Source organism: Streptomyces sp. NPDC101118, from assembly GCF_044759445.1.
In the GTDB taxonomy this organism is placed as follows: Bacteria; Actinomycetota; Actinomycetes; order Streptomycetales; family Streptomycetaceae; genus Streptomyces.
Map to the genome: position 1 here is coordinate 59,458 of NZ_JBIVZG010000004.1, position 24,649 is coordinate 84,106.

The 24,649-nt window shown below is 72.1% G+C and carries 21 protein-coding genes and 1 pseudogene; 11 read left to right on the forward strand and 11 right to left on the reverse strand.

Annotated features, from left to right (window positions below; translation table 11 throughout):
* Positions 1-25: 25 nt before the first annotated feature.
* Entirely contained in the window at positions 26-1,135 is a 1,110-nt protein-coding gene (locus ACIQUQ_RS09130) for an alpha/beta hydrolase (RefSeq protein ID WP_403973047.1), read from the reverse strand.
* 151 nt (positions 1,136-1,286) lie between these two features.
* Here ACIQUQ_RS09130 and ACIQUQ_RS09135 point away from each other — a divergent pair, with 151 nt between their 5' ends.
* The 6 genes from ACIQUQ_RS09135 (at position 1,287) to ACIQUQ_RS09160 (ending at position 6,241) form a co-directional block, all read left to right on the forward strand.
* A complete protein-coding gene (locus tag ACIQUQ_RS09135) occupies positions 1,287-3,179 on the forward strand; it encodes a phosphatidylglycerol lysyltransferase domain-containing protein (RefSeq protein WP_403973049.1) in 1,893 nt (630 codons plus the stop codon).
* Positions 3,180-3,295: 116 nt separating this feature from the next.
* The gene (gene folP / locus ACIQUQ_RS09140; RefSeq protein ID WP_403973051.1) at positions 3,296-4,171 is read left to right on the forward strand and encodes a dihydropteroate synthase; all 876 of its coding nucleotides are present in this window, start codon (positions 3,296-3,298) and stop codon (positions 4,169-4,171) included.
* The gene (locus tag ACIQUQ_RS09145; RefSeq protein ID WP_403973053.1) at positions 4,168-4,617 is read left to right on the forward strand and encodes a nuclear transport factor 2 family protein; all 450 of its coding nucleotides are present in this window, start codon (positions 4,168-4,170) and stop codon (positions 4,615-4,617) included. The genes folP and ACIQUQ_RS09145 overlap by 4 nt, the downstream gene beginning before the upstream one ends.
* Positions 4,618-4,750: 133 nt before the next feature.
* Positions 4,751-5,110 carry a dihydroneopterin aldolase gene (gene folB, locus ACIQUQ_RS09150; protein WP_399946721.1) on the forward strand — a complete coding sequence of 120 codons (360 nt, stop codon included), beginning with the start codon at positions 4,751-4,753 and terminating at the stop codon, positions 5,108-5,110.
* A complete protein-coding gene (folK, locus tag ACIQUQ_RS09155) occupies positions 5,107-5,706 on the forward strand; it encodes a 2-amino-4-hydroxy-6-hydroxymethyldihydropteridine diphosphokinase (protein ID WP_403973055.1) in 600 nt (199 codons plus the stop codon). The genes folB and folK overlap by 4 nt, the downstream gene beginning before the upstream one ends.
* A gap of 49 nt (positions 5,707-5,755) precedes the next feature.
* Positions 5,756-6,241: a DUF3180 domain-containing protein gene (locus ACIQUQ_RS09160; protein WP_399946725.1), complete on the forward strand. Its 486-nt coding sequence runs from the start codon at positions 5,756-5,758 to the stop codon at positions 6,239-6,241.
* 5 nt (positions 6,242-6,246) lie between these two features.
* On the opposite strand, the gene ACIQUQ_RS09165 is transcribed toward ACIQUQ_RS09160, so the two are convergent.
* The 7 genes from ACIQUQ_RS09165 to dacB all read right to left on the reverse strand — a co-directional run bounded on the left by ACIQUQ_RS09165 (position 6,247) and on the right by dacB (position 14,922).
* Entirely contained in the window at positions 6,247-7,239 is a 993-nt protein-coding gene (locus ACIQUQ_RS09165; RefSeq protein WP_403973058.1) for a hypothetical protein, read from the reverse strand.
* Positions 7,240-7,300: 61 nt separating this feature from the next.
* A complete protein-coding gene (gene folE, locus ACIQUQ_RS09170) occupies positions 7,301-7,906 on the reverse strand; it encodes a GTP cyclohydrolase I FolE (RefSeq protein ID WP_399946729.1) in 606 nt (201 codons plus the stop codon).
* 99 nt (positions 7,907-8,005) lie between these two features.
* A complete protein-coding gene (gene ftsH / locus ACIQUQ_RS09175) occupies positions 8,006-10,030 on the reverse strand; it encodes an ATP-dependent zinc metalloprotease FtsH (RefSeq protein WP_403973060.1) in 2,025 nt (674 codons plus the stop codon).
* 207 nt (positions 10,031-10,237) lie between these two features.
* Positions 10,238-10,777 carry a hypoxanthine phosphoribosyltransferase gene (hpt, locus tag ACIQUQ_RS09180; protein ID WP_389476676.1) on the reverse strand — a complete coding sequence of 180 codons (540 nt, stop codon included), beginning with the start codon at positions 10,775-10,777 and terminating at the stop codon, positions 10,238-10,240.
* A gap of 75 nt (positions 10,778-10,852) precedes the next feature.
* A complete protein-coding gene (gene tilS / locus ACIQUQ_RS09185) occupies positions 10,853-11,887 on the reverse strand; it encodes a tRNA lysidine(34) synthetase TilS (protein ID WP_403973063.1) in 1,035 nt (344 codons plus the stop codon).
* Between the two features lie 237 nt (positions 11,888-12,124).
* Positions 12,125-13,255, reverse strand: a complete 1,131-nt coding sequence (locus ACIQUQ_RS09190; RefSeq protein WP_403973066.1) for a zinc-dependent metalloprotease — start codon at positions 13,253-13,255, stop codon at positions 12,125-12,127.
* A 47-nt stretch (positions 13,256-13,302) separates the two neighbouring features.
* Positions 13,303-14,922 carry a D-alanyl-D-alanine carboxypeptidase/D-alanyl-D-alanine-endopeptidase gene (gene dacB / locus ACIQUQ_RS09195; protein WP_403973068.1) on the reverse strand — a complete coding sequence of 540 codons (1,620 nt, stop codon included), beginning with the start codon at positions 14,920-14,922 and terminating at the stop codon, positions 13,303-13,305.
* 136 nt (positions 14,923-15,058) lie between these two features.
* On the opposite strand from dacB, the gene ACIQUQ_RS09200 reads away from it, so the two are divergent.
* From ACIQUQ_RS09200 to ACIQUQ_RS09210, 3 genes are all read left to right on the forward strand, one after another.
* Positions 15,059-15,550 (forward strand): inorganic diphosphatase, encoded by a 492-nt coding sequence (locus ACIQUQ_RS09200; protein WP_125541818.1) that lies wholly within the window; start codon positions 15,059-15,061, stop codon positions 15,548-15,550.
* 323 nt (positions 15,551-15,873) lie between these two features.
* Positions 15,874-17,517, forward strand: coding sequence for a threonine/serine exporter ThrE family protein (locus tag ACIQUQ_RS09205; protein ID WP_403973070.1), 1,644 nt, complete (start codon positions 15,874-15,876; stop codon positions 17,515-17,517).
* A gap of 93 nt (positions 17,518-17,610) precedes the next feature.
* On the forward strand, positions 17,611-20,130 hold the full coding sequence (locus tag ACIQUQ_RS09210) for an FG-GAP repeat domain-containing protein (protein ID WP_403973072.1): 2,520 nt from the start codon (positions 17,611-17,613) through the stop codon (positions 20,128-20,130).
* Between the two features lie 106 nt (positions 20,131-20,236).
* Here the strand turns inward: ACIQUQ_RS09210 and ACIQUQ_RS09215 are convergent.
* Both ACIQUQ_RS09215 and ACIQUQ_RS09220 read right to left on the reverse strand, forming a co-directional pair.
* Positions 20,237-20,905, reverse strand: a pseudogene (locus ACIQUQ_RS09215) (DedA family protein); the annotation flags it as partial.
* 120 nt (positions 20,906-21,025) lie between these two features.
* Positions 21,026-21,784: a MerR family transcriptional regulator gene (locus tag ACIQUQ_RS09220; RefSeq protein ID WP_403973074.1), complete on the reverse strand. Its 759-nt coding sequence runs from the start codon at positions 21,782-21,784 to the stop codon at positions 21,026-21,028.
* A gap of 168 nt (positions 21,785-21,952) precedes the next feature.
* Between ACIQUQ_RS09220 and ACIQUQ_RS09225 the strand changes: the two genes are divergently transcribed.
* The gene (locus ACIQUQ_RS09225; protein WP_403973819.1) at positions 21,953-23,272 is read left to right on the forward strand and encodes an ion channel protein; all 1,320 of its coding nucleotides are present in this window, start codon (positions 21,953-21,955) and stop codon (positions 23,270-23,272) included.
* Between the two features lie 53 nt (positions 23,273-23,325).
* On the forward strand, positions 23,326-24,000 hold the full coding sequence (locus tag ACIQUQ_RS09230; RefSeq protein ID WP_403973076.1) for a PadR family transcriptional regulator: 675 nt from the start codon (positions 23,326-23,328) through the stop codon (positions 23,998-24,000).
* Here the strand turns inward: ACIQUQ_RS09230 and ACIQUQ_RS09235 are convergent.
* Positions 23,997-24,539 (reverse strand): DinB family protein, encoded by a 543-nt coding sequence (locus ACIQUQ_RS09235; RefSeq protein ID WP_403973078.1) that lies wholly within the window; start codon positions 24,537-24,539, stop codon positions 23,997-23,999. The two genes, ACIQUQ_RS09230 and ACIQUQ_RS09235, sit on opposite strands and share 4 nt — an antisense overlap.
* Positions 24,540-24,649 lie beyond the last annotated feature (110 nt).

Below are 24,649 nucleotides of genomic sequence, written 5' to 3' on the forward strand. Positions count from 1 at the left end.
ATCAGGCCGCGGGCCGGGACGGGCCTCAGGCCTCGATGCGGCCGCTCATCCACACCAGCATCGGCGGTATCTCGCGGCGCCAGGTGTTGAAGTTGTGGCCGCCGCTGTCGAGGATGATCGACGAGACGCGGTCCGGGGACTTCACGTCCGCGATGAACTTCTTCGTGTCGCCCAGGTTCCCCTCGCCCGTCTCCGAACTGGTCACCAGGAACGAGGTCTTCGCGGGCTGCTTCGCCTTCAGGCTGGTCAGCAGGTTCGCGCGGGCCCGCAGGGCCTTGTCGCCGTGGAAGAGGTCACCGGTGGTCGGGTCCTCGGCGGCCTTGTAGTACGCGGACAGGCCCGCGGCGGCACCGAAGGTCTCCGCGTGGTGGATGCCCATCTTCAGGGCGCAGTAGCCGCCGGTCGAGTTGCCGATGAAGCCCATGTTCCGGGCCTCCCTGCCCACCCGGTACGTCTCGGTGACGGCCTTGGGCAGGTCCTTCGCGAAGAAGGTCTCGGTCTGCGGGCCACCGGGTATGTCCACGCACTCGGTGTCCCGCGGGGGCGCCACGGTCGGCCGCAGCATCACCAGGATCATCGGCTGCATCTTCCCCGCCTTGGCCTGCTTGTAGGCCGTCATCGGGTAGTTCAGCCCCTTGATCAGGTTCTCCGCGGTGCCCGGGTAGCCGGTCAGCACGATCGACGCGGGGAAGTTCTTCCCGGCGAACTGCGGCTGGAAGTACTCGGGGGGCAGGTAGACGTACGCCGGGCTGGTGATCTTCGACTTCTCCCCGGCGACGACCACCTTCTGTATCTGGCCGCCGACCGCCGGCCGGGCACCGCCCGGCACGTCCAGCTTCTGCGTGCCGACCACCCTGATGTCCTTGCTGCCGGCCGAATGGTCGACGACCACCCCCGGCGCCGTCTCCCGGCCGAGCAGATCGGCCCACGAGCCGTAGAAGAGGAAGGACTTGTTCGCGGCGAGCCCCACCGCCGAGAAGAGCGCCAGCTGCGTCGCGAGCAGCAGCGCCACCCGGCCGGCCACCGCACGCCACGTGCGGCCCGACAACCGCGGCCAGAACCAGACGGTCGCCGCGAAGAGCAGCACTCCCGCGGCGACGGCCAGCGCCAGAACCGTATTGCTGGTGAGACCCATGATGCAGTCAGCGACTTTCTGAAGGCGGGACGAGTTTTTTCTTCTTGCGTCAGTGAACCCGCTCCCGCTCTGTGCCGTCCTAGTGGTCGCACATGTCCGGAAGCCGCTGTGGCCTTCGGTCACAGGATCTCTCGCGGAGCTGCAGGAAGCGATGTCTAGCAGGATAGATGGCGATAAGTCGGGACAGGTTCCGAGCCAGGTGCGCCGCTTCCTCCGCGGCCCACGTCCCGAGTCCGTACCCCGTCTCGTCGGCGCGGCCTGCACCCTCGTGGGCCTCCTCGACATCGCCGCGGGCGTCTTCCCGCGGTTCCGTCACAGCCGCGTCCACGCCGTCGCCGAGGTGCTCCCCGGCGCCCTCGGCCCCTTCGCCGCGGCCCTCGCGATCAGCGCCGGCGTACTGCTGCTCCTCCTCGCCCACGGGCTCAAGCGGCGCAAGCGCCGCGCCTGGCGGGCCGCCGTCGTGCTGCTGCCCGCCGGCGCCGTGGCGCAGTTCACCTACCGGCACTCCGTCATCGGCGTCCTGATCGCCGCCGTGCTCCTCGCCCTGCTGCTGCGGCACCGCAGTGAGTTCGACGCCCTGCCCGACCCGCGCAGCCGCTGGAAGGCCCTGGCCAACTTCGTGCTGATGAGCGCCGGGTCCATCGGCCTCGGCCTGGTCATCGTCAACTCGCACCCGCGCCGCGTGATCGGCGACCCCGGCATCGCCGAGCAGCTCGCCCACGTCGTATACGGCCTCTTCGGCATCGAAGGCCCCGTCGACTACGCCGGACGGGTGAGCTGGACCGTCGGCTACTCCCTCGGCGCCCTCGGCATGCTGACCGCCATCACCACCATCTACCTCGCCTTCCGCCCCGAGCACCCGGCCGCCCGCCTCACCGAGGACGACGAGGCCCGGCTGCGCGAACTGCTCACCCGGCACGGCGGCCGCGACTCCCTCGGCCACTTCGCCCTCCGCCGAGACAAGGCCGTCGTCTTCTCCCCCAGCGGCAAGGCCGCCGTCACCTACCGCGTCGTCTCCGGCGTGATGCTCGCCTCCGGCGACCCCATCGGCGACGTCGAGGCCTGGCCCGGCGCCATCGAACGCTTCATGGAGGAGGCCCGCGCCCACTCCTGGACCCCCGCCGTCATGGGCTGCAGCGAAACCGGCGGCGAGGTCTGGACCCGCGAGACCGGCCTGGACGCCCTCGAACTCGGCGACGAGGCCATCGTCGACGTCAAGGACTTCTCCCTCGGCGGCCGCGCCATGCGCAACGTCCGCCAGATGGTCAAGCGCATCGAGCGCAACGGCTACACGACCAAAGTGCGCCGGGTCGCCGAACTGACCGAGGACGAGCTGACCGCCGTCCGCGGCGCCGCCGAGGCCTGGCGCGGCACCGACACCGAGCGCGGCTTCTCCATGGCACTCGGCCGGGTCGGCGACCCCGGCGACGGCGACTGCGTCATCGTCACCGCCCACCGCACCGAGGAGGGCGACACCAGCCCGTACGGCGACCTCAAAGCCATCCAGCACTTCGTCCCCTGGGGCAAGGACGGCATGTCGCTGGAGCTCATGCGCCGCGACCGCTCCGCCGACCCCGGCATGAACGAGCTCCTGATCGTCGCCGCCCTCGCCGCCGCCCCCCAGCTCGGCATCGAACGGGTCTCGCTGAACTTCGCGATGTTCCGCTCCGCGCTGGCCCGCGGCGAGAAGATCGGCGCCGGCCCCGTGCTGCGCGTGTGGCGCGGACTGCTCGTCTTCCTCTCCCGCTGGTTCCAGATCGAGTCGCTGTACAAGTTCAACGCGAAGTTCCGCCCCCGCTGGGAGCCCCGCTTCGTCGTCTTCCGCACCACCCGCGACCTGCCCCGCATCGGCTTCGCCGCCATGCAGGCCGAGGGCTTCGTCACCCTCGCCCTGCCCCGGCTCTTCCCCCGCCGCCGCCCCGCACGGCAGCCGAGGCCCTGCCAGCACCTGACCGCCGCCCCGGCACCGGCCGCCGGAACCCCGGCGCCGGCCAGGACCGCCCGTACCCGGACCGCCGAAGAATGCGAGGTCCAGGCTGCATGAGCGAGAGGGGCGGGCTGCGGGAGCGTGAGCGCGGGCGGTGCCGGCGGGCAGGCGGGCCCCCCGGACGCCAGGTCCGGGCTGCGTGCGGCCACCCCGACGGCCCTACCCTTGATGCCATGAACACGTTGCCGGGAGCGGACGCCAGGGGCCGGGTCACCGGCCTGCCCGAGTGGGACCGCTGTGCGGTCATGGGGGTCGTCAACGTCACCCCCGACTCCTTCTCCGACGGCGGCCACTGGTTCGACACCACCGCCGCCGTCAAGCGCGGCCTCGACCTCGTCGCCCAGGGCGCCGACCTCGTCGACGTCGGCGGCGAGTCCACCCGGCCCGGCGCCACCCGCGTCGACGCCGACGAGGAGCTCCGCCGGGTCGTGCCCGTCGTACGCGGACTGGCCTCCGAGGGCGTCACCGTGTCCGTCGACACCATGCGCGCAGCCGTCGCCGAACAGGCCGTCGCCGCGGGCGCCGTCCTGGTCAACGACGTCAGCGGCGGCCTCGCCGACCCGCGCATGATCCCCGCCGTCGCCGACACCGGCGTCCCCTTCGTGGTGATGCACTGGCGCGGCTTCAGCGAGGACATGAACAGCCGCGCCGTCTACCACGACGTGGTCGCCGAGGTCACCGCCGAACTGCGGGCCCGCATGGACGCCGTGATCGACGGCGGCATCGCCCCCGAGCGCCTCGTCGTCGACCCCGGCCTCGGCTTCGCCAAACACGCCGAACACGACCTCGCGCTCGTCGCCCACCTCCGCGAACTGCGCGCCCTCGGCCGGCCCGTCCTGGTCGCCGCCTCCCGCAAGCGCTTCCTCGGCCGGGTGCTGGCCGGCGCCGACGGCGCCGCCCCGCCGCCCGCCCGCGAGCGGGACGCCGCCACCGCCGCCGTCTCCGCCATCGCCGCCCACGAAGGCGCCTGGGCCGTCCGCGTCCACGAGGTACGGGCCACCGCCGACGCCGTCCGCGTCGCCCGCGCCGTCGAGGGCGCCGCCCGGTGACCCGTCCCCAGTCCGACATCGACGCCGTCGAGCAGGCCAACACGGCCTTCTACGAGGCCATGGAACGCGGCGACTTCGACGAGCTGTCCGCCCTCTGGCTGGACGACGAGATCTCCTGCGTCCACCCCGGCTGGCCCGCCCTCAGCGGCCGCGGCGAGGTGCTCCGCTCATACGCGCTGATCATGGCGAACACGGAGTACATCCAGTTCTTCCTGACCGACACCAAGGTCACCGTGATCGGCGACACCGCCGTCGTCACCTGCACGGAGAACATCCTCAGCGGCGGCCCCGCCGAGGACGGCGGCGAGCTCGGCCCGCTCGTCGGCCAGCTGGTCGTCGCGACGAATGTGTTCCGACGCACATCGGACGGGTGGCGCGTGTGGTCCCACCACGCCTCTCCCGTCCTCACCGAGTCCGAAGAAGACGAGGAAAACGGCCCCTCCTGACCCCCATGGGCAAGCGGTGCCGTCCTTCGCAGGTAGATTCGAAGGAGGACGACGCCGACCGCACTCGGCGTAGGCCCAAGGTCCCGGGCAGTCCCGGGACCGGAAGAACCTACGAAAAGCAGGAGTGATTCGCGTGGATCGTGTCGCGCTGCGCGGCCTGAAGGCCCGCGGGCACCATGGCGTCTTCCCCCGGGAGCGCGAGGAGGGCCAGACCTTCATCGTCGACCTGGTGCTGCACATCGACACCCGCCCCGCGGCGGCCGACGACGACCTGGCGAAGACCGTCCACTACGGCGTGGTGGCCGAAGAGGTCGTCGACGTGGTCCAGGGCGAGCCCGTCGACCTGATCGAGACCCTCGCCGAGCGGATCGCCCAGCAGTGCCTGAAGCACGAGGCGGTCGCCGAGGTCGAGGTCGTCGTCCACAAGCCGGACGCACCGATCACGGTCCCCTTCGACGACGTGACCATCACCATCACCCGGAGCCGCGGATGAACCACGCCCAGAGCGATCCCACCGTCCAGCCCGTGCCCGCCTCCGTGGTGGAGACCGTCGACGCGGCGGACGTGACGCTGTCCAACCCCAAACTCGCCGTCGTCGCCCTCGGCTCGAACCTCGGCAACCGCCTGGACACCCTCCAAGGCGCGATCGACGCCCTCGGCGACACCCCCGGCGTCCGGGTCAAGGCCGTCTCCCCCGTCTACGAGACCGAGCCCTGGGGCGTCGACCCCGGCTCCCAGCCCTCCTACCTCAACGCCGTCGTGATCCTCAAGACCACGCTGCCGCCCAGCTCCCTCCTGGAGCGCGGCCAGGCCATCGAGGAGGCCTTCGACCGCGTCCGCGAGGAGCGCTGGGGCCCCCGCACCATCGACGTCGACATCATCAGCTACGCCGACGTGCTCTCCGACGACCCGGTCCTCACCCTCCCGCACCCGCGGGCCCACCAGCGCGCCTTCGTCCTGGCCCCCTGGCACGACACGGACCCGGCCGCCCAGCTCCCCGGCCACGGCCCGGTGGGGGCCCTGCTCACCGCCCTCGGCACCGCCGGCGTCGCGCCGCGCGCCGACCTGGAACTGCGCCTGCCCGAATAGTCGTTAGCCTGTGGACTGCCGGAGGAGCGGAAAGCGGGGAACGGGCAACGTGAAGCAACTGAGGCTGAAGGTCCTGGCCGGGATCTTCGTGATCGCCGCGGTCCTGGCCTGGTCCGCGGCGAAGCTCTGGAACGCGTACGGCAGCCTGCCCGGCGTGCCCCTCGCGGCACCCATCGTGCTCGCCGTGATCGCCGTGGTCCTGCTGGCGACCGCCCTCTCGCTGCGCGCCCGGCTGAAGGCCCAGCGCGAGCGGCGGCCCGGCGCCAAGGGCGTCGAGCCCCTGATGGCGGCCCGCGCGGTGGTCTTCGGCCAGGCCAGCGCGCTGGTCTCGGCGGTCGTCAGCGGCCTCTACGGCGGCGTGGGCATCTTCCTCGCCACCGAGGCCCTGGAGGTCCCCGCCCGCCGCGACCAGGCCATCTACGCGGGCTTCGCGGTCCTCGCCGGCGCCGCCGTCATCGCCGCCGCCCTCTTCCTGGAGCGCGTCTGCCGCCTCCCGGACGACAACGACGACGACAAGGCCCCCGCCCGCGCCTGACCCCCTCACCAGTCCATGCGGACGAGGTGCCCGTTCACGAGGAACCCGGGGTGGGGCGCGAGGCGGTAGCTGTAGAGGGTGAAGGGCTTCGTGCCGACGGCCTTCCGGGGGCGTACGGCCTCGACCCGGGCCCAGCCACGCTCCCCCGGAAGCAGGGGGTGGTGCTCGGCCTTGAACGTTCCCCGGCTCGGCCAGCGATCGGACACGTAGAGGCGCGAAGCCCGCCCAGGCACTTCGCTCGGTGTGAAGCGTGCCCCGACGATCTGCGCCAGTTCCGTGAGGAACGGGACGTTGGCGCTCACGATCGCCCGCGCGTCCCAGTTCCCGAGCCGATGGCCGTCACCATCTGCGTAGCCGTCGAGAAACCCGGCGAAGGTGATCTGATCCCGTAATACGACGCGTGGGAAGCGCTGCCGCATGTGATGGGCGTCCCCGCCCACGTACTGGCGCACGGCGTCCACCAGGAACGACGAGACGACCCGGACCCGGAAGCCCGGGACATCGCTCATCAGGAAGCCGGAAGGCCGCGTGACGGCTTCCAGCCTGGCCGCCAGCCCCGTCGCCGTGGACAGGCAGTCCGCGTACTTGGTGGCGAAGGCGCGGTCGTTCACCACCAGCGAGACGTACCCCCGGCCGACGGTGCCGTCGGCGCAGGTGGCCCCGACGAAGTAGCCGAACTCGTATCCGGGCCGGATGTCCAGGCGCTCCCGGCACAACTTGCGCGCCTGCGTCCACGCGATTTCGCTGCCGAGTGCCGCCCGGGCCGGAACCGGCCCGGATTCGGCAACGAGCAACTGGTCGGGGGCCGCCAGGAGCGTGCCGCCGGCGGTGACGACTTCCACCAGATCACGGGTCTTCACGGCCGTGACCTCGGTGACGGCCGTCTCCACCGTCCGGTCCTCGTCCAGCGTCCACAACCGGTCGCCGGGCGTGACGGCCCGTGCCCGGGCACACCCCCCGACGGCGTTCACCATCTGCTTGCTCGGAAATCCCCCCATGCCCGCCCCCTGACCAGAACGATCTGGTCAGGGACGGTATCGGGCAGGACTGACAATCCGGCTAGCGCGCCATTATCAGGCTCATCGCCTCATTGCGGGTGGCGGGGTCGCGGAGCTGGCCGCGGACGGCCGACGTGGTGGTCTTGGCGCCCGGCTTGCGGATGCCGCGGACCGACATGCACATGTGCTCGGCCTCGATGACGACGATCGCGCCGCGCGCCTCGAGGATCTCCATCAGGGAGTCCGCGACCTGCGTGGTCAGGCGCTCCTGCACCTGCGGGCGGCGGGCGTAGACCTCGACGAGGCGCGCCAGCTTCGACAGCCCCGTGATCTTGCCGCTCTCGGCCGGGATGTAACCCACATGGGCTACACCGTGGAACGGGAGGAGATGATGTTCACAGAGCGAAACGATCTCGATGTCCTTCACCAGGACCATCTCGTCGTGTCCGAGGTCGAACGTCGTCGTCAGGACGTCCTCCGGTCGCTGCCACAGGCCGGCCAGGATCTCCCGGTACGCGCGTGCCACGCGGGCCGGGGTCTCCAGGAGGCCTTCGCGGTCCGGGTCCTCGCCGACCGCGATGAGCAGCTCGCGGACGGCGGCCTCGGCGCGCTTCTCGTCGAACTCGCCGATCGTGCCCTCGCCGTCCAGGGTCACTGGGTCGGTCATCTGTGCCTCGTTCCTGTCTTCGTCACACGGGCATACGAAAATGCCGCGCCCCACCAGGCTAGAACCTGGTGGGGCGCGGCATCCATTCCGGGGCGGAGGTCACACCTCGGGGCGGTCCTCCGGAGCCACCTCGATGCCCTTCTCCGTGGAGACGGTGCCGGTCGAGGTGCCGTTCGCCGAGTTCGTCAGCTGGAGCTCCTTGGGAGAGAGCACCGGCGGGCGGGTCGACGGGGTGCGGCGGGAGGAGCCGGTCCACGCGGGGCGGGCCGGGCGCTTGACGATGGTCGAGAAGATCTCGGCGATCTCCTCCTTGCCCAGCGTCTCCTTCTCCAGCAGCGCGAGGACCAGGTTGTCGAGGACGTCGCGGTTCTCGACGAGGATCTCCCAGGCCTCGTTGTGCGCGGTCTCGATGAGCTTCTTGACCTCTTCGTCGACCAGCGCCGCGACCTCTTCCGAGTAGTCGCGCTGGTGCGCCATCTCGCGGCCCAGGAACGGCTCGGTGTTGTCACCGCCGAACTTGATCGCGCCGAGGCGCTCCGTCATGCCGTACTGCGTGACCATCGCGCGGGCCGTGGCAGTGGCCTTCTCGATGTCGTTCGCGGCGCCGGTGGTCGGGTCGTGGAAGACCAGCTCCTCGGCCGCGCGGCCGCCCAGCATGTAGGCCAGCTGGTCGAGCATCTCGTTGCGCGTCGTGGAGTACTTGTCCTCGTCGGGCAGGACCATGGTGTAGCCCAGTGCCCGGCCGCGGGACAGGATCGTGATCTTGTGGACCGGGTCGGAGTTGGGGGAAGCCGCCGCGACCAGGGCGTGTCCGCCCTCGTGGTACGCGGTGATCTTCTTCTCCTTGTCCGACATGATCCGGGTCCGCTTCTGCGGGCCCGCCACGACGCGGTCGATCGCCTCGTCCAGCATGTGGTTGTCGATCAGCTTCTTGTCCGAGCGGGCCGTGAGGAGCGCGGCCTCGTTCAGGACGTTGGACAGGTCGGCACCGGTGAAGCCGGGGGTGCGCCGGGCGACGGCCGAGAGGTCGACGTCCGGGGCGACCGGCTTGCCCTTCTGGTGGACCTTGAGGATCTCCAGACGGCCCTGCATGTCCGGGCGGTCGACCGCGATCTGCCGGTCGAAGCGGCCCGGGCGGAGCAGTGCCGGGTCGAGGATGTCGGGCCGGTTCGTGGCGGCGATCAGGATGACGCCGCCCTTCACGTCGAAGCCGTCCATCTCGACGAGGAGCTGGTTGAGGGTCTGCTCGCGCTCGTCGTGGCCACCGCCGAGGCCGGCACCGCGGTGACGGCCGACGGCGTCGATCTCGTCGACGAAGACGATCGCCGGGGCGTTCGCCTTGGCCTGTTCGAAGAGGTCGCGGACCCGGGAGGCACCGACGCCGACGAACATCTCGACGAAGTCGGAGCCCGAGATCGAGTAGAACGGGACGCCCGCCTCACCTGCGACGGCGCGCGCCAGCAGGGTCTTGCCGGTGCCGGGCGGGCCGTAGAGCAGCACGCCCTTGGGGATCTTGGCGCCGACGGCCTGGAACTTGGCCGGCTCCTGCAGGAACTCCTTGATCTCGTGGAGTTCCTCGACCGCCTCGTCGGACCCCGCCACGTCGGCGAAGGTCGTCTTCGGGGTGTCCTTGGTGATGAGCTTGGCCTTGGACTTCCCGAAGTTCATCACCCGGGATCCGCCGCCCTGCATCTGGTTCATCAGGAACAGGAAGACCACGACGATGAGGACGAACGGCAGCAGGGAGAGCAGCACGCCCAGGAACGGGTTGGTCTTGTCCGGCGTGACGGAGTAGCCGTCGGGGATCTGGCCGCCGTCGGACTTGGTCTGGAGGTCCTGGGCGATCTGGACGCCCTGGTCCCCGATGTAGTTGGCCTGGAACTTGCTGCCGCTCTCGTCGTCGAGCTTCTGGCCGTCCTTCAGCTCGATCTTGATCATCTGAGAGTCGCCGGTGGTCAGGCTCGCCTGCTTGACCTGGTTCTGGCTGATCGCGCTCAGAACCTTGCTGGTGTCCACCGACTTGTAGCCGCCACCCGAGCCGACGACGTTCATCAACACGACCACGGCGAGGACGGCCAGCACGATCCACATGACCGGCCCACGGAAGATTCGCTTCACGTCCATCCATACGGGGCGGTGATCGCCCCGTCCCTCCTGCCCGTAGGTAAATGCTGCTGTGAGTAAAGACTGTTCTTCGGAAGGTACCCCAGCATTGTCACCCGTGGCCTGATGGGACGGCTGACAAATCCGCCTTCGCATGCTCCAACGGCGGGAACGCGGGAGGGGTTCCCCGGCGGCGCGGAGCCGCCGGGGTGTCGTGCAGCGTGGCCGTCAGCCGCCGTAGACGTGCGGGGCGAGCGTGCCCACGAACGGGAGGTTGCGGTACTTCTCCGCGTAGTCGAGGCCGTAGCCCACGACGAACTCGTTCGGGATGTCGAAGCCGACCCACTTCACGTCGATCGCGACCTTGGCCGCGTCGGGCTTGCGGAGCAGTGTGACGACCTCGAGGGAGGCCGGCTCGCGCGAGCCGAGGTTCGACAGCAGCCAGGACAGCGTCAGGCCCGAGTCGATGATGTCCTCGACGATCAGGACGTGCTTGCCCTTGATGTCGGTGTCCAGGTCCTTGAGGATCCGGACCACGCCCGAGGACTGCGTGCCGGCGCCGTACGAGGAGACGGCCATCCAGTCCATGGTGAGCGGGGTGGACAAGGCGCGTGCCAGGTCCGCCATCACCATCACGGCGCCCTTGAGGACACCGACGATGAGCAGGTCCTTGCCCGCGTACTCCGCGTCGATCTTCGCGGCCAGCTCGGCCAGCTTCGCGTCGATCTCTTCCTTGGTGATGAGCACCGACGCCAGGTCGCTGCCCATGTCCTTCTCGTCCACCCGTATCACTTTCGTTGTCGGCCGGGGTTCCGGGGAGGCCCCGGAGGACTCAGCCGTGCTTCAGCCCTGCCGGATGACAAGTCTGCCACCCTGCCGCTGGGCCTCGACGCGGCCGGGCAGGTTGATGGCTCCCTGACCGCGCCATCCGGTGATCAGCCGGTCGACTTCCTCGATGTGACGGGCGAAGAGCGATCCGGCGGGGGAACCGGCCGCGACGACCGCCCTGCGCAGCACCCGGCGGCGTACGGCGGGGGGCAGGGCGTACAGCTTCGCGCACTCCAGCTGGCCCGCGTCGTCGCGTACGGACGTGTCGGCCTGGGCGGCCCAGGCGTCGAGCGCGTCGGCGTCGTCCCGGGAGAGCTGGGCGGTGCGGGCGAGTGCCTCGACGACTCCCTTGCCGAGGGCCTTTTCGAGGGCGGGCAGTCCCTCGTGGCGCAGCCGGGAGCGGGTGTAGGCGGGGTCCGCGTTGTGGGGGTCGTCCCAGACGGGCAGGGACTGGACCATGCAGGCCTTGCGGGCGGTCTGCCGGTCGATGTTCAGGAAGGGGCGGCGGTAGCGGCCGGTGACGCCCGATCCGGTGCCGGCGGACTTCTCGGCCATGCCGGAGAGGGAGCGGATGCCGGAGCCGCGGGCGAGGCCGAGCAGCACGGTCTCCGCCTGGTCGTCGCGGGTGTGGCCGAGCAGGACCGCGGCGGCGCCGAGCCGCTCGGCGGCTTCGTCCAGGGCGGCGTACCGGGCGTCGCGGGCGGCGGCTTCGGGTCCGCCGTCCCGGCCCACGCGCACGGCGACGGATTCGACCGGGTCGAGGCGGAGCGCGGTCAGTCGGGTGACGACCTCGGCCGCGCGCAGGTCCGAGCCGGGCTGGAGCCCGTGGTCGACGGTGATGCCGCCGGCGCGGACGGAGAGCTTGGGGGCCTCGAAGGCGAGTGCGGAGGCGAGCGCCATCGAGTCGGCGCCGCCGGAGCAGGCGACGAGCACCAGGGGGCGGGTGGCGCCCGTGGCGCCGGTGTGGCGCTGCTCGTGGTCGGTGAGTACGTCGTGGAGTACGCGGCGGACCGCCAGGCGTATCGCCGCGACCGCAGGATGGGGACCCATGTCCGGTGCCCTTCGGTGGAGTTGGGGTGCCTCGGGGTGGTGCTCGGGTGGTGCGCTCGGGAGTGGGCCCGGAGCAGGGGTCCGGAGCCTGGACCCGGAGACCGGGACGTCACTCAGAGTGCGTCGATGGTGACAGAGCCGAGCCGTTCCCTGAGCATCGCACGCCTATCCACGGCTCACGGTCCCTCGGATGGGTGATGCTGAGCCGCTCTGGGAGACATCATTGGTCGCTTTGCGTCACTCCGGTTCACTCGCCTTGCGGTGCACCCGCTGGACCCAGTCGGACGGGCTGGCGATCTCCGTCTTGGTGGGGAGGGTGTTGGGGGAGGTCCAGACGCGGTTGAAGCCGTCCATGCCGACCTGGTTCACGACGGCGCGTACGAAGCGCTCGCCGTCGCGGTACTGGCGGAGCTTGGCGTCGAGCCCGAGGAACCTGCGCAGCGCCGCGTCGAGCCGGCCGGCGCCGCTGGCGCGGCGCTTCTGGAACTTCTCGCGGATCTCCGCGACCGAGGGCACCACCTCGGGCCCGACCCCGTCCATGACGAAGTCGGCGTGGCCTTCGAGCAGGGACATCACGGCGGTGAGGCGGCCGAGGATCTCGCGCTGCTCGGGGGTCTGCACGACCTCGACGAGCGAGCGGCCGCCGTCCGCCGCCTCGTCGTCCGGGCGGGCGCCGGCGAAGGCCTGGGCGGCCTCCCGCAGCCGCTCCAGGACGGTCGAGGGGTCCATCTCGGTGGCGCCGAGGAAGGCCTGGATCTCGCCTTCGAGGTGGTCGCGCAGCCAGGGCACGGCGGTGAACTGGGTGCGGTGGGTCTCCTCGTGCAGGCACACCCAGAGGCGGAAGTCGTGGGGGGCGACGTCCAGCTCCCGCTCGACGTGGACGATGTTGGGCGCGACGAGCAGCAGCCGCCCGCCGCCGGTGGCGGAGCCGGGCAGGTCGCGGCTGACCGGCGCGAAGGTCTCGTACTGGCCGAGGACGCGGGAGGCCAGGAAGCTGAGCAGCATTCCCAGCTCGACGCCGGTGACCTTGCCGCCGACGGCGCCGAGCACGCCGCCGGTGCTGCCGCGGCGCTCCTGCATCTTGTCGAGCAGTGGTTTCAGCAGTTCCCGGAAGCCGGCCACGTTGGCCTTGGCCCAGCCCGCGCGGTCGACGACGAGCACGGGGGTGTCCTCCACCGGTGCGTCCTCGGGCATCATCCGCACGAAGCCGCGGACGTGCGTCTCGGCCGCCTTGGCGTGCCGCCGCAGCTCGGCCACGACGGCCCGTGCCTCGTCCCGGGTGACCTCAGGGCCGGGCCGGACCAGCCGGGTCGCGGTCGAGACCGCGAGGTTCCAGTCGACCATCTCCGCACCACCGATGCTCGTCATACGTCAACCGTACGTGGACGAACGGCCATCCGTAGAGGGGTGCGGCCTCACTGCGTGGTGGTGGCGACGGCCGCGGCGAGGCGGTCCAGGGCGGGCTGGGCGGCGCCGGGGCCGGGCGTGCCGTCGGCGAGGAACGCGAAGGCCAGCAGCCGTCCGGTCGGGTCGACCACGGTGCCGGCCAGGGAGTTGACGCCCTTGAGGGTGCCGGTCTTGGCGCGCAGCAGGCCGGCGGCCGGGGAGTCGTCGGCGTTGCGGGCGCGCAGGGTGCCGGTGAAGCCGGCCACCGGCAGTCCGGTGAGGACGGGCCGCAGTTCGGCGCGGGCCGGGTCGGCCGCGCGGGCGAGCAGGGCGGTGAGCTGGGCCGCGCTGACCCGGTCCTGCCGGCTGAGGCCGCTGCCGTCGGCGAAGCGGGCGCCGCGCAGGTCGACGCCGAGGCCGCGGAGCTGGGTGGTGACGGCGCGCTCGGCGCCTTCGAAGCTGGCGGGCTGCCCGGCGGCGAGGGCGGTCTGGCGGGCGAGCGCCTCGGCCAGGTCGTTGTCGCTCTCGGTCAGCATGCGTTCGACGAGTACGGAGAGGGGCGCGGACGCGGTGGCGGCCACCGGGGTGGCTTTGGGGGCGGGGCGGCCGGGTGCCGGGGTGCCGGTCACGCGTACGCCGCGGTCGGCGAGCAGCCCGGCGAAGGTGCGTGCGGCCGCTGCGGCCGGGTCCTGGGCGCGGGGGGCGGGGCCGGCCGCGGAGCCGTCCAGCCGGCCCTCGTCGGCCATCAGGGCGCTCACGGGGGCGATGTTCTCGTTGCCGGCGCCGATGGGGTGGGTGGCGGGTCCCGAGTAGAGGCCGGTGTCGTAGTCCACCCGTACGGAGGTCACGGCGCGGGCCCTGAGCTGCCGGGCGGTCTGGTCGGCGAGCTCGACGAGGCTGCCGCCGGTGGCACCGGGGCCGCCGGAGGCGCGCAGGGCGGCCGGGGGTGCGGCGGGGCCGGGTGCGGGGACCAGGGGGCGTGGGGAGGCGGGGGTGGCCGTGGCGGGGGCCTTGGCGGAGGTGGGCGGCGGGCCGGTGGGGGACGGCGGGGGGCCGGGGGTGCCGGCGGCCGGGCCGCCCGCGCCCCGCGGCGTGCGCGCGGTCAGGGTCGGGTCGCCGCCGCCGATCAGGACGACGCGACGGGCGTCGGGGTCGGCGAGGACCCGGGTCTCGATGCGGTACTCGGCGCCGCGGGCGGCGAGTACCGCGAGGGCGGTCGCGATCTTGGTGGTGGAGGCCGGGGTCATGGGGCGGGCCTCGTCGGACCCGTACAGCAACCGTCCGGTGGCCACGTCCACGACGCAGGCGGTACGGGTGGTCCCCAGCCCGGCGTCGCCGAGCAGCGGGGCCAGTGCCCTGGCCAGCGCGGTCGCCCCGGCCGGGGTGACCGCGGCGGTGCCGAGCCCCTGCAGCACTCCGGGCGCGCTGGGCGCCGCCACGGGCTGCGGGAGGCCCGCCGGGACCTTGCCGGGACCTTCCTGGAGGCCGTGATCTGCGCCACCCGTGCGGCCCTGGGCCGCAGCCCAGTCCCGCTCGGCCTTACGCTGGCCCGAGTCCCAGGGCCCGGCCGCGGCAACGGCGCCGACCGCCAGGGCGAGGCCCGCCACGGCGGACCCCGCAGCGAGCTGCCACGTCCTTGTCAGCGGCACCTCGGACCAGCCCCTTTCGCGATCACACGACTGCGTGAGGGACACTTAACCACTGCGTCTTGCCGCGAGCATGGCACCCCGGCCCCCGGGTGGACGCGCTGTCACTCGAAGCAACGTGATCATGGAGGAGCAGGACGTGGAGTTCGACGTCACCATCGAGATCCCGAAGGGTTCGCGGAACAAGTACGAGGTGGACCACGAGACCGGCCGGATCCGTCTGGACCGTCGCCTCTTCACCTCGACCAGCTACCCGACCGACTACGGCTTCGTCGAGAACACCCTCGGCGAGGACGGCGACCCGCTGGACGCCCTGGTCATCCTGGACGAGCCGACCTTCCCGGGCTGCCTGATCAAGTGCCGCGCCATCGGCATGTTCCGCATGACGGACGAGGCGGGCGGCGACGACAAGCTGCTGTGCGTGCCGGCGTCGGACCCGCGTGTCGAGCACCTGCGCGACATCCACCACATCTCCGAGTTCGACCGCCTGGAGATCCAGCACTTCTTCGAGGTCTACAAGGACCTGGAGCCCGGCAAGTCCGTCGAGGGCGCCAACTGGGTCGGCCGCACCGAGGCCGAGGCGGAGATCGAGCGCTCCTTCAAGCGCCTGCAGGAGCAGGGCGGGCACTGACCTTTTTGAGGCGATTTCGCCTCCGGGCGCCTCAATGCTGGGGCCGGTGACCCACCCGGTTCCAGCGGGGAAGCGCTCGCGGTCTCCACGCACCGCGCACCGGCCCCGGCGCGCCCTTCGGCTCTTTCGCCCGCGCGGTCTTCGGCGGGCGGACGGCCGGCAGGACGCGTAACCGGCATCTGACGGGTGGCACTCCGGACGAACGGAGTGCCACCCGTTTCGCGTGCCCGCACGCACCCGTCCCACCTGGGGGGATCCCCTTTCGCCGTGGACGAAACGGTTCCGCATACTGATGTCCGGGGCGGCCAGGGACAGGAGTGCGCGTGGCGGAGGCCGAGGGGGCAGAGGACCGCAAACCGCGGTCGGACGAGGCGCGGAGCGCCTTCACAGCACCGGAGGGCGTCGAGTCCGCCCCGGTGCCGGAGGACGAGCAGCCGACCTCGGAGTTCACCGTTCCGGACGGGCTGGAGACCCTCGCGGCCGAGCCCGAGGGCTCCGCGTTCGCCCCGCCCCGGACGTACAGCGCCCAGCAGTCCCCACCCGCGTACACCGGCGGCCAGGACTTCCCGCTCGCCCGGATGACGGAGTCCCCCTGGCAGGACCGGATGCGCACGATGCTCCGGATGCCGGTGGGCGACCGGCCGGTGACGGAGCCGGCCCAGCGCCACGGCGAGGCCGGTCCCGCCGTGCCCCGCGTGCTCGACCTGGCCCTGCGCATCGGCGAGCTGATGCTGGCCGGCGGCGAGGGCGCCGAGGACGTCGAGGCCGCCATGTTCGCGGTGGCCCGCAGCTACGGCCTGGACCGCTGCGAGCCCACGGTCACCTTCACGATGCTGTCGATCACCCACCAGCCCTCGCTGGTGGACGACCCGGTGTCGGCCAACCGCACGGTCCGGCGCCGCGGTACGGACTACACCCGGCTGGCCGCCGTCTTCCGGCTGGTGCACGACATCAGCACGCCCGAGATCGACGTCTCCCTGGAGGAGGCCTACCGCCGGCTGGCGGAGATCCGGCGCAACCGCCACCCGTACTCCGGGTGGGTGCTCACGGCCGCCGCCGGCCTGCTGGCGGGTGCGGCCTCCACGCTCGTCGGCGGTGGCGTGCTGGTCTTCTTCGCGGCCGCACTCGGCGCCGTGCTGGGCGACCGGCTGGCCTGGGTCTGCGCCGGGCGCGGGCTGCCGGAGTTCTACCAGTTCGTGGTCGCGGCGATGCCCCCGGCGGCGATCGGGGTGGCCATCAGCCTCCTCGAATGGGACGTGAAGGCCTCCGCCGTGATCACCGGCGGGCTCTTCGCGCTGCTGCCGGGGCGGGCCCTCGTCGCTGCCGTCCAGGACGGTCTGACCGGCTACTACATCACCGCGTCGGCCCGGCTGCTGGAAGTGATGTACCTCTTCATCGGGATCATCATCGGTGTGCTGGTCGTCCTCTACCTGGGCCTGCAGCTGCACACCTCGCCCAACCCCGAGGAGGTCCTGCGGATCACCGAGCGCCCGCCGGTCCAGATCGCGGCCTCGATGGTGCTGGTCTTCACCTTCGCGATCCTGCTCCAGCAGCCCTGGTCGACCGTCTGGGTGGTGACCCTCAACGGCGGCGTCGCCTGGGTGACCTTCGGCGCGCTGCACTACGCGGGCGGGATCCCGCCGGTGCCGTCCACCGCCGTGGCCGCCGGCCTGGTGGGCCTCTTCGGCCAGCTCTTCTCGCGCTACCGGCACGCCACGGCCCTGCCGTACGTGACGGCCGCGATCGGCCCGCTGCTGCCGGGTTCTGCGACGTACTACGGCCTCCTGTCGATCGCGGAGGGCCGGCTCGACAAGGGCTTCGCCTCCCTCACCAACGCGGCCGCCCTGGCCCTCGCCATCGCGATCGGCGTGAACCTGGGATCCGAGGTCTCCCGCCTCTTCCTCCGCCTCCCGGGCCGCGCGTCCGCGGAGAAGCGCCAGTCGGCGAAGCGCACCCGCGGCTTCTGACGAGCCGCACCCGTGCGACCGGTGCCGTACAACCTCGGCGGCCCCCTGGTTGTCTCCCCTGCGAATCGATCATCTTTTCGGCATGGGGGAATCATGCGCAACCCGGTCCCTGTCCGCTCCCGGCGAGGCAGGAGAACCCTGGCCTCTCTGGCCGTGCTGGCCGCCGTGGCCGGCGCCGTACCCGTGCTCGGGACACCCGCCCACGCCGCCGAGGCCCCGCTGCCCTGGTCTGCGGGCACCGAGATCCCGACGGACAACGACGGCTACCGCGTCCGCGATCTCGTGATCGCCGAGGACGGCTCGTCCGTCGCCCTCTGGTCCGAGTACGGGAACGCCGTCGGGCACACCACCGAGCGGGTGTACTACACAGCCGTGCGCCCGGCGGCCGGCGGGGCCTGGGGGACTCCGCACCGGCTGGGGGTCAGCGTCGGGGGCCCGCGTCTCGACGGGCGGCTCGTCGACGCCAAGCTGGCCGTGGCGCGCGGCCAGGTCGTCGTCTTCTGGTGGGAGAACCCGTACGACGACGCGACCTGGGACGGGAAGGACCTCCCCACCCGGCTCCTCAGCGCCACCCTGACCGGCGGGACCTGGTCCACCGCCCAGACCGTGCTCGGCGCGGAGGCGAACCGGCAGGTCGGCACGCTCGACCTCGCCGCCGGCACCGACGGCACCGTGGTCGCGACCTGGCTGGAGCGCTCGGTGGACTCCGCCGAGTGGGGCGTGGCGGCAGCCGTCCGCTCCCCCGTCGGCCATTGGACGGCACCGGCCCCGGTCGGCCAGGACGCCGCCACGGACGGCTTCAACGTCACTCCCGAGGCGGCCGTCGATGCGAGGGGCACCGCGGTGGTGGCCTTCCGCCGGAACGAACAGGACGGCGGCACCAGCATCCGGACGGCCACCCGCGCGGCGGGGGCCGCCGACTGGTCGCCGCCCCTTGCGGTGGCCACCTCCCCGGCCCGGCTGGGCCAGCCGCGGCTGGCCTCAGGAGAGGCCGGTGACCTTGCCCTGACGTGGTCCGAAGGGGACCCGGACGCCGGCGACCAGACCGTGCACACGGCCACGGCCGCCGCTGCGGCGGAGGACTGGCACGAGACCCGGCCGCTGGTCGCCGGACAGCAGCTCACGCAGACGCCGGATCCGATCGTGGAGGCCGGCCGGAACGTGACCCTGATCTGGGTCACCCGCAAGGAATACGAACTCCGGACGTCGACGCTGGACCGGGCGGACGGCACCTGGTCCGCCGGCCGGACCCTGTCCACCGGCTGGACCGCCAATGCCTACGACCACGACCTGGGCCCGGACGGCACGCTCCGCGTGCTGTGGACCCAGGAGGGCGCGCTGCGTCAGGCGACCCGAATGAACGGCGTCTGGACGCCGGCGGCCCCCCTGTGGAACTCGGCGGCCATGTTCTCGGAAGGCCGGATCGCCGCCGGCGCCGGTGGCCGTGCCACCGCGGTCTGGAGCACCTCGACCGAGGGCGTGCGCGACCGTCTGATGAGCTCGCAACCGACCGCCGAGCCGCTGAAGGTCGTGAAGACCGAGGTCCCCACCGCGAACGAGGTCTACCGCAGCAGCTACCTCAAGTGGACCTTCAACCGCGGGCTCGCCTCCTGGACGCTGACGCTGACCGACGCGACGGGTGCCGTCCTGCGCACGTACAAGGGCGGCGAAGCCCTGACCGTATCCGCCCTCTGGAACCGGCGCAGGCCCGACCGCACCTACGCCCCCAACGGGCCGGTCAGGTGGAGCCTCACCGCCGTCCCGGACGGGGAGCCGTCCGCGGCGCCCTTCCGAGCCTCCGGCTCCTTCATGATCACGGAAGGCGGCGCCGTCTTCCGCGATCACGGCGGCGCCTCGGGTGCCCCCGACGGCACGGGTGACGCCCTGGTGATGACCGCCACGGGCGGCCTGCGCTCCATCTACGGCGACCGCGCCACGGGCAAGTACAAGGGAAGCGCCACCGGCTACGGCTGGCCCAAGGGCAGCCTCCCCGTCCCGATCAAGGACATGAACGCCGACCGCTGCAACGACGTGCTGGTCCGCAACTCCAAGGGCGAGCTGCGCCGCTACACCCCCGCCTGCGGCAAGCCCGCAGACCCCACGACGCTCCACAGGTTCATCGGGAGCGGCTGGAACCAGTACGACGTGCTCACCTCGCCGGGTGACGTCACCGGCGACACCCGTGCCGACCTCGTGGCCCGCAACAGGACCACCGGTGCCCTGTACCTCTACGAGCGCCTGCAGGAGGGCTCCTTCGCGCCCCGCGTGCAGATCCCCGGCACGTACAAGGGCTACAGGAAGGTCGTCGGCGCCGGTGACCTCAACGGGGACGGCAACGGCGACCTGCTGCTCCAGGACACCGCGAACCGGCTGTGGCGCATGAACGGCACCGGCGCCGGGAGGTTCACCGCGCCGGTCAAGCTGGCCGACGCGTGGGGCGCCTCGTACGACGCGCTGGTCGCGGCGGGCGACATGACCGGCGACGGCAGGGCCGACGTGGTCGCCCGTGACACCTCCGGCCGGATCTGGCGCTACTCCGGCACCGGCAGGGGCACCTTCGGCGCACGCGTCCTGATCGCGACCGGGTGGCAGGTCTACCCGCGGATGGTCTGAACCGGATACGCCGGGGCCCCGGGGGCGCTGTCGCGCTTCCCGGGGCCCCGGCGTGTGCGGCGGTGCCGCGGAGCGGCTAGCGGCGGGCGTGGCGGCCGCGCTGGGAGGGCTGGGCGGCGCTGCCGTCCGCGGCCTCCTGAGCCGGGTTGTTCCTGGCCTCCTTGCGGGCCTTCAGGACCTCGAAGACGACCGGGATGACGGAAATGAGCACGATCAGGACGAGGATCGGCTCGATGTTGTTCTTGATGAAGCCGAACTGGCCGAGCCAGTAGCCGGCGATCGTGACGCCCGCGCCCCAGCCGATGGCGCCGACGAGGTTGTACGTGAAGAACACGCGGTACTTCATGCGGCCGGCGCCCGCGACGATCGGCGCGAAGGTGCGGACGATCGGCACGAAGCGGGCGAGGACGATGGCCTTGGGCCCGTACTTCTCGACGAATTCGTGCGCCTTGTCCAGGTTCTCCTTCTTGAAGACCTTGGAGTTCGGGCGGCTGAAGAGCTTGGGGCCGAAGTACTTGCCGATCAGGTAGCCGACCTGGTCGCCGATGACGGCCGCGGCCACGATCAGCGTGCACACCAGCCACAGCGGCTGCTTGATGTACTCGCCGTTGGCGACCAGCAGGCCGGCCGTGAACAGCAGGGAGTCGCCGGGGAGGAAGGCGAAGAGACCCGACTCGGCGAAGACGATCACCAGGATGCCGATCAGCCCGAAATGGGAGATCAGATAGTCCGGCGACAGCCACTCCGGGCCGAGCGCGAGCGTCGTCGTGTACACGTGTTCCGGACTCCTGGGTTCGGGGGCGGCGGCGCTGCCTTGCGGTGGGGGTGCCTCAATTATCAACGCACCCGACCCCCGCCCGGTTCCAGGTTCCGGGCAGGGGTCTTTGCCATTCGATTACTTTTCGCGCCGGGCGGCGTTCGCGTCGATCGCGTCACGGAGGTAGACCGCGAGGCCGGGGCGGATGCGGTCGTACGTGGCCGTGAAGCGCGGGTCCGCCACGTACATCTCACCCAGACAGCGGTGCATCTCGTACGAGCAGTCGTAGCTGTGCCCGATCCAGCCGCGGTGCTCCTCGGCGAGGTCCGTCGCCGCCTCCGAGCCGGCCGGAACGCCCTCCTCCATCAGCGCGGCGATCCGCCGGGCGATGCCCTCGTGCTCCGCCATGAAGCGCTGCCAGTCCTCCTTGGTGTACTTCGCAGCCCGCTGCTGCGACTGCCGGTACGCCTCGGTGTTCCCCCAGCGCTCCTCGGCCTCGGCCGCGTACTGGTCGGGGTCGAAGTCCCCGAAGGCCTCGAACTTCTCCTCGGGGGTGAGGTTGATGCCCATCTTGTCCGCCTCCATCGCGAGTTCCACGGCCGCGGCCATCTCCTTCAGCCGGTCGATCCGGTCCGTCAGCAGCGCGTGCTGCCTGCGCAGGTGCTCCTGCGGGTCGGTGTCCGGGTCGTCCAGGAGGACCGCGACCTCGTCGAGCGGGAAGCCGAGCTCCCGGTAGAACAGGATCCGCTGGAGCCTGTCGAGGTCGGCGTCCTCGTAGCGCCGGTGCCCGGCGTGGCTGCGGCCGCCCGGGGAGAGCAGGCCGATCTCGTCGTAGTGGTGCAGCGTGCGCACCGTCACCCCGGCGAAACCGGCGACCTGGCCCACGGAGTAGCTCATCTTTCCGCTCCTGTCGTTCGGTACGCGCTCCAGCCTGGGTCCTCACGTCGCGTGAGGTGCAAGCCGGTGAGGCAAGTAGGATCCGATTTGCCTGTTTTTCGACCTGCTTGATCCGGTTTCCACCTATACGGTGATCCGGTGGCCCACACCTCGACGCGACCCGCACCGATGCTGGCCAAGCTGGCCCTGCCCGCGCTCGTGGTGGGCGTCGGCTGCAGCCTGCTGCTGATCGGCGTGAGCGAGGCCGCCGACGCCCTCCAGTCGGTGCTCTGGGAAACCGTGCCCGACGCCCTCGGGATCGGCCGCTACTCCGTCTTCTGGATGCTCGTCGTGCTGACGGCCACGGGCATCGCGGTGGGCCTGGTCGTGTGGCGCGTGCACGGGCACGCGGGCCCGGACCCGGCCACCACCGGACTGGTCGACCCGCCGCTGGCGCCGGGCGTGGTGCCCGGGCTGCTGCTGGCGAGCATGCTGTCGCTGGCCGGTGGCGTGAGCCTGGGCCCCGAGAACCCGATCACGGCCGCGAACATCGCCCTGGCCTACTGGGCGGGGATGCGGCTGCTGCCGGGCGGCTCGGCGAAGCTGTGGGCCTCGCTGGCCGCCGCGGGGACGATCGGGGCGCTGTTCGGCACGCCGGTGGCGGCGGCGCTGGTGCTGTCGGAGTCGCTGGCCGCGAGCGCGGGCCGCCCGTCCGCCCCTCCCGGAGAAGGGGACGCCGATGCGGCGACCCGGGGCTGGGCGGTGTGGGACCGGCTCTTCGCACCGCTGGTCGCGGCGAGTGCCGGCGGCCTCACGACCACGCTGATCACCCAGCCCGTGTTCCGGATCGACCTGCCGCCCTTCACGGGACCGCACTGGGGCGACGTGGTGGCTGCGCTCGTCGTGGCCCCGGTGGGCGCCGTGCTCGGGCTGCTGGGGGTGTACGCCTTCCCGTACGCCCACCGCGCCTTCCACACCCTGCGGCACCCGGTGCTCATGCTGACCGCCGGCGGCGTCGTGCTGGGCCTGCTGGGGGCGCTGGGCGGGCACCTCACGCTCTTCAAGGGGCTGGACCAGATCGGCGAGCTGACCGAGTCCCACCACTCCACGGGAGCGCTGGTGGGGATGGCCGTGGTGAAGGTGGCCGCGCTGGTGACCGCCTCCGCCGCCGGGTTCCGGGGCGGACGGATCTTCCCCGCGGTGTTCGCGGGCGTCTCGCTGGGACTGGGGATCAGTCAGCTGGTCCCCGAGGTGCAGCCGGCCGTGGGGGTGAGCTGCGCGGTCCTCGGCGTCCTGCTGGCCACCACCCGCGAGGCCTGGCTCAGCCTGTTCACGGCCGCCGTCCTGGTCCCGACCGTGGATCTGCTGCCCCTGCTGTGCCTGGCCTCGCTGCCGGCCTGGCTCCTGGTGACGGGCCGGCAGCAGATGCGGCTGAAGCCCGACGGGAGCGCGTACGGGGCCCGCCCGGCCGAGGTCCGGCCCGGCCCGGAGGACAAGCACCCGGCCTGATCCGGACCGCCCGGGCCCGGCCCGGTCCGGAAGACACGGCCTAGCCTGTGCGCATGTCCGCGATCCGTCTTCTCGTACTCGGAGCGGTCCGCCAGCACGGGCGGGCGCACGGCTACCAGGTGCGCAACGACCTGGAGTACTGGGGCGCGCACGAGTGGTCGAACGCCAAACCCGGCTCGATCTACCACGCGCTCAAGCAGATGGCGAAGCAGGGCGTGCTGCTGGCGCACGAGGTCGCGCCGAGCGCGGCCGGCGGCCCGCCCCGCACCGAGTACGAGCTGACGGACGCCGGCCGCGAGGAGTACGTACGGCTGCTGCGGGAGGCCCTCGCCGGCCACGGGCAGCACCGCGACTCCCTCTCGGCGGCGATCGGCTTCATGGTGGACCTGCCGCGCGCGGAGGTCCTCGTACTGCTGCGGGAGCGGCTGGAGCGGCTCGCCGCCTGGCGCGCGGCCGTGACCGGCCGTCACCTGCCCGAGGAGGGCCCGGAGCGGCCCGGTCACATCGGCGAGATCACGGACATGTGGCTGCACACGGCCGACGCGGAGGCCGCGTGGACCCTCGGGCTGGCCGGGCGGATCGAGGGCGGGGCGTACGTGTTCGCCGGCGAGGGCGAGCCGTTCGTGGGGGTGCTCCCGGAGGGGGCGGGGGCACCTCCCGGCGGCGGCGCCGGGGGAGGGAACCCGTACCCGTACGCCGCCGGGCGCGGCCCGGCGGACGCCGGCTAGGCGGTCTCCGCCGCCATGGCGACCAGTTCGAACGCGGTCTTCCCGTCCAGCGACTCGCGGATGATGTCGGCGTGGCCGGCGTGCCGGGCGTGCTCCTCGACCAGGTGGAGCAGCAGCCAGCGCATCGAGACCTTGCCCTCCTTGGGGAACCAGGGGGCCGGCGGCAGCGGGAAGGTGTCGTCGAGGCTGGGTACGGAGCGGACGAACTCCTCCAGCTCGGCGACCACGCCGTCCCAGAAGGCCAGTACCTCCGCCACCGTCTCGTCGCCGACCAGCCGGAAGCTGTCGCCCCAGGTCTCCTCGGTCCGCTGTCGCTCGTTGGGCCGCTGCTGGGCGAGCCGGAGCCAGTTCAGCTCAGTCTCGGCCACGTGCTTGAGCAGGCCCGAGAGGGACAGCTCGCTGGCGCTCGGGCGGCTCGCGGCCTGCTCGGCGGTCAGGCCGAGCACCGAGCGGCGCAGGGCGCCGCGCTGGGCCTCGGCGAAGGAGAGCAGCGCGCCGCGCTCGTCGCCCTGGGCTTCCGCGGGAACGTGGGTGACCATGACCGGTCCTTCCGTAGGGCCTGGTGTCGCTGCCGGCCGCTCCGGCCGACAGGAAAGACGCTACGGGGGCTTGCGGTCAGGATCTGTCCTCAATGGCGCGCGTTCCACGC

What these genes read in the sequence shown, in the direction of transcription:
- ftsH (WP_403973060.1), bottom strand. Translation starts at nt 10,030, where the DNA reads ATGGACGTGAAGCGAATCTTCCGTGGGCCGGTCATGTGGATCGTGCTG.
- ACIQUQ_RS09190 (WP_403973066.1), bottom strand. Translation starts at nt 13,255, where the DNA reads ATGACGAGCATCGGTGGTGCGGAGATGGTCGACTGGAACCTCGCGGTC.
- ACIQUQ_RS09135 (WP_403973049.1), top strand. Translation starts at nt 1,287, where the DNA reads ATGTCTAGCAGGATAGATGGCGATAAGTCGGGACAGGTTCCGAGCCAG.
- ACIQUQ_RS09230 (WP_403973076.1), top strand. Translation starts at nt 23,326, where the DNA reads ATGTCCGCGATCCGTCTTCTCGTACTCGGAGCGGTCCGCCAGCACGGG.
- hpt (WP_389476676.1), bottom strand. Translation starts at nt 10,777, where the DNA reads ATGGGCAGCGACCTGGCGTCGGTGCTCATCACCAAGGAAGAGATCGAC.
- ACIQUQ_RS09235 (WP_403973078.1), bottom strand. Translation starts at nt 24,539, where the DNA reads ATGGTCACCCACGTTCCCGCGGAAGCCCAGGGCGACGAGCGCGGCGCG.
- folP (WP_403973051.1), top strand. Translation starts at nt 3,296, where the DNA reads ATGAACACGTTGCCGGGAGCGGACGCCAGGGGCCGGGTCACCGGCCTG.
- ACIQUQ_RS09220 (WP_403973074.1), bottom strand. Translation starts at nt 21,784, where the DNA reads ATGAGCTACTCCGTGGGCCAGGTCGCCGGTTTCGCCGGGGTGACGGTG.
- folK (WP_403973055.1), top strand. Translation starts at nt 5,107, where the DNA reads ATGAACCACGCCCAGAGCGATCCCACCGTCCAGCCCGTGCCCGCCTCC.
- tilS (WP_403973063.1), bottom strand. Translation starts at nt 11,887, where the DNA reads ATGGGTCCCCATCCTGCGGTCGCGGCGATACGCCTGGCGGTCCGCCGC.
- folE (WP_399946729.1), bottom strand. Translation starts at nt 7,906, where the DNA reads ATGACCGACCCAGTGACCCTGGACGGCGAGGGCACGATCGGCGAGTTC.
- ACIQUQ_RS09210 (WP_403973072.1), top strand. Translation starts at nt 17,611, where the DNA reads ATGCGCAACCCGGTCCCTGTCCGCTCCCGGCGAGGCAGGAGAACCCTG.
- ACIQUQ_RS09225 (WP_403973819.1), top strand. Translation starts at nt 21,953, where the DNA reads ATGCTGGCCAAGCTGGCCCTGCCCGCGCTCGTGGTGGGCGTCGGCTGC.
- ACIQUQ_RS09165 (WP_403973058.1), bottom strand. Translation starts at nt 7,239, where the DNA reads ATGGGGGGATTTCCGAGCAAGCAGATGGTGAACGCCGTCGGGGGGTGT.
- ACIQUQ_RS09130 (WP_403973047.1), bottom strand. Translation starts at nt 1,135, where the DNA reads ATGGGTCTCACCAGCAATACGGTTCTGGCGCTGGCCGTCGCCGCGGGA.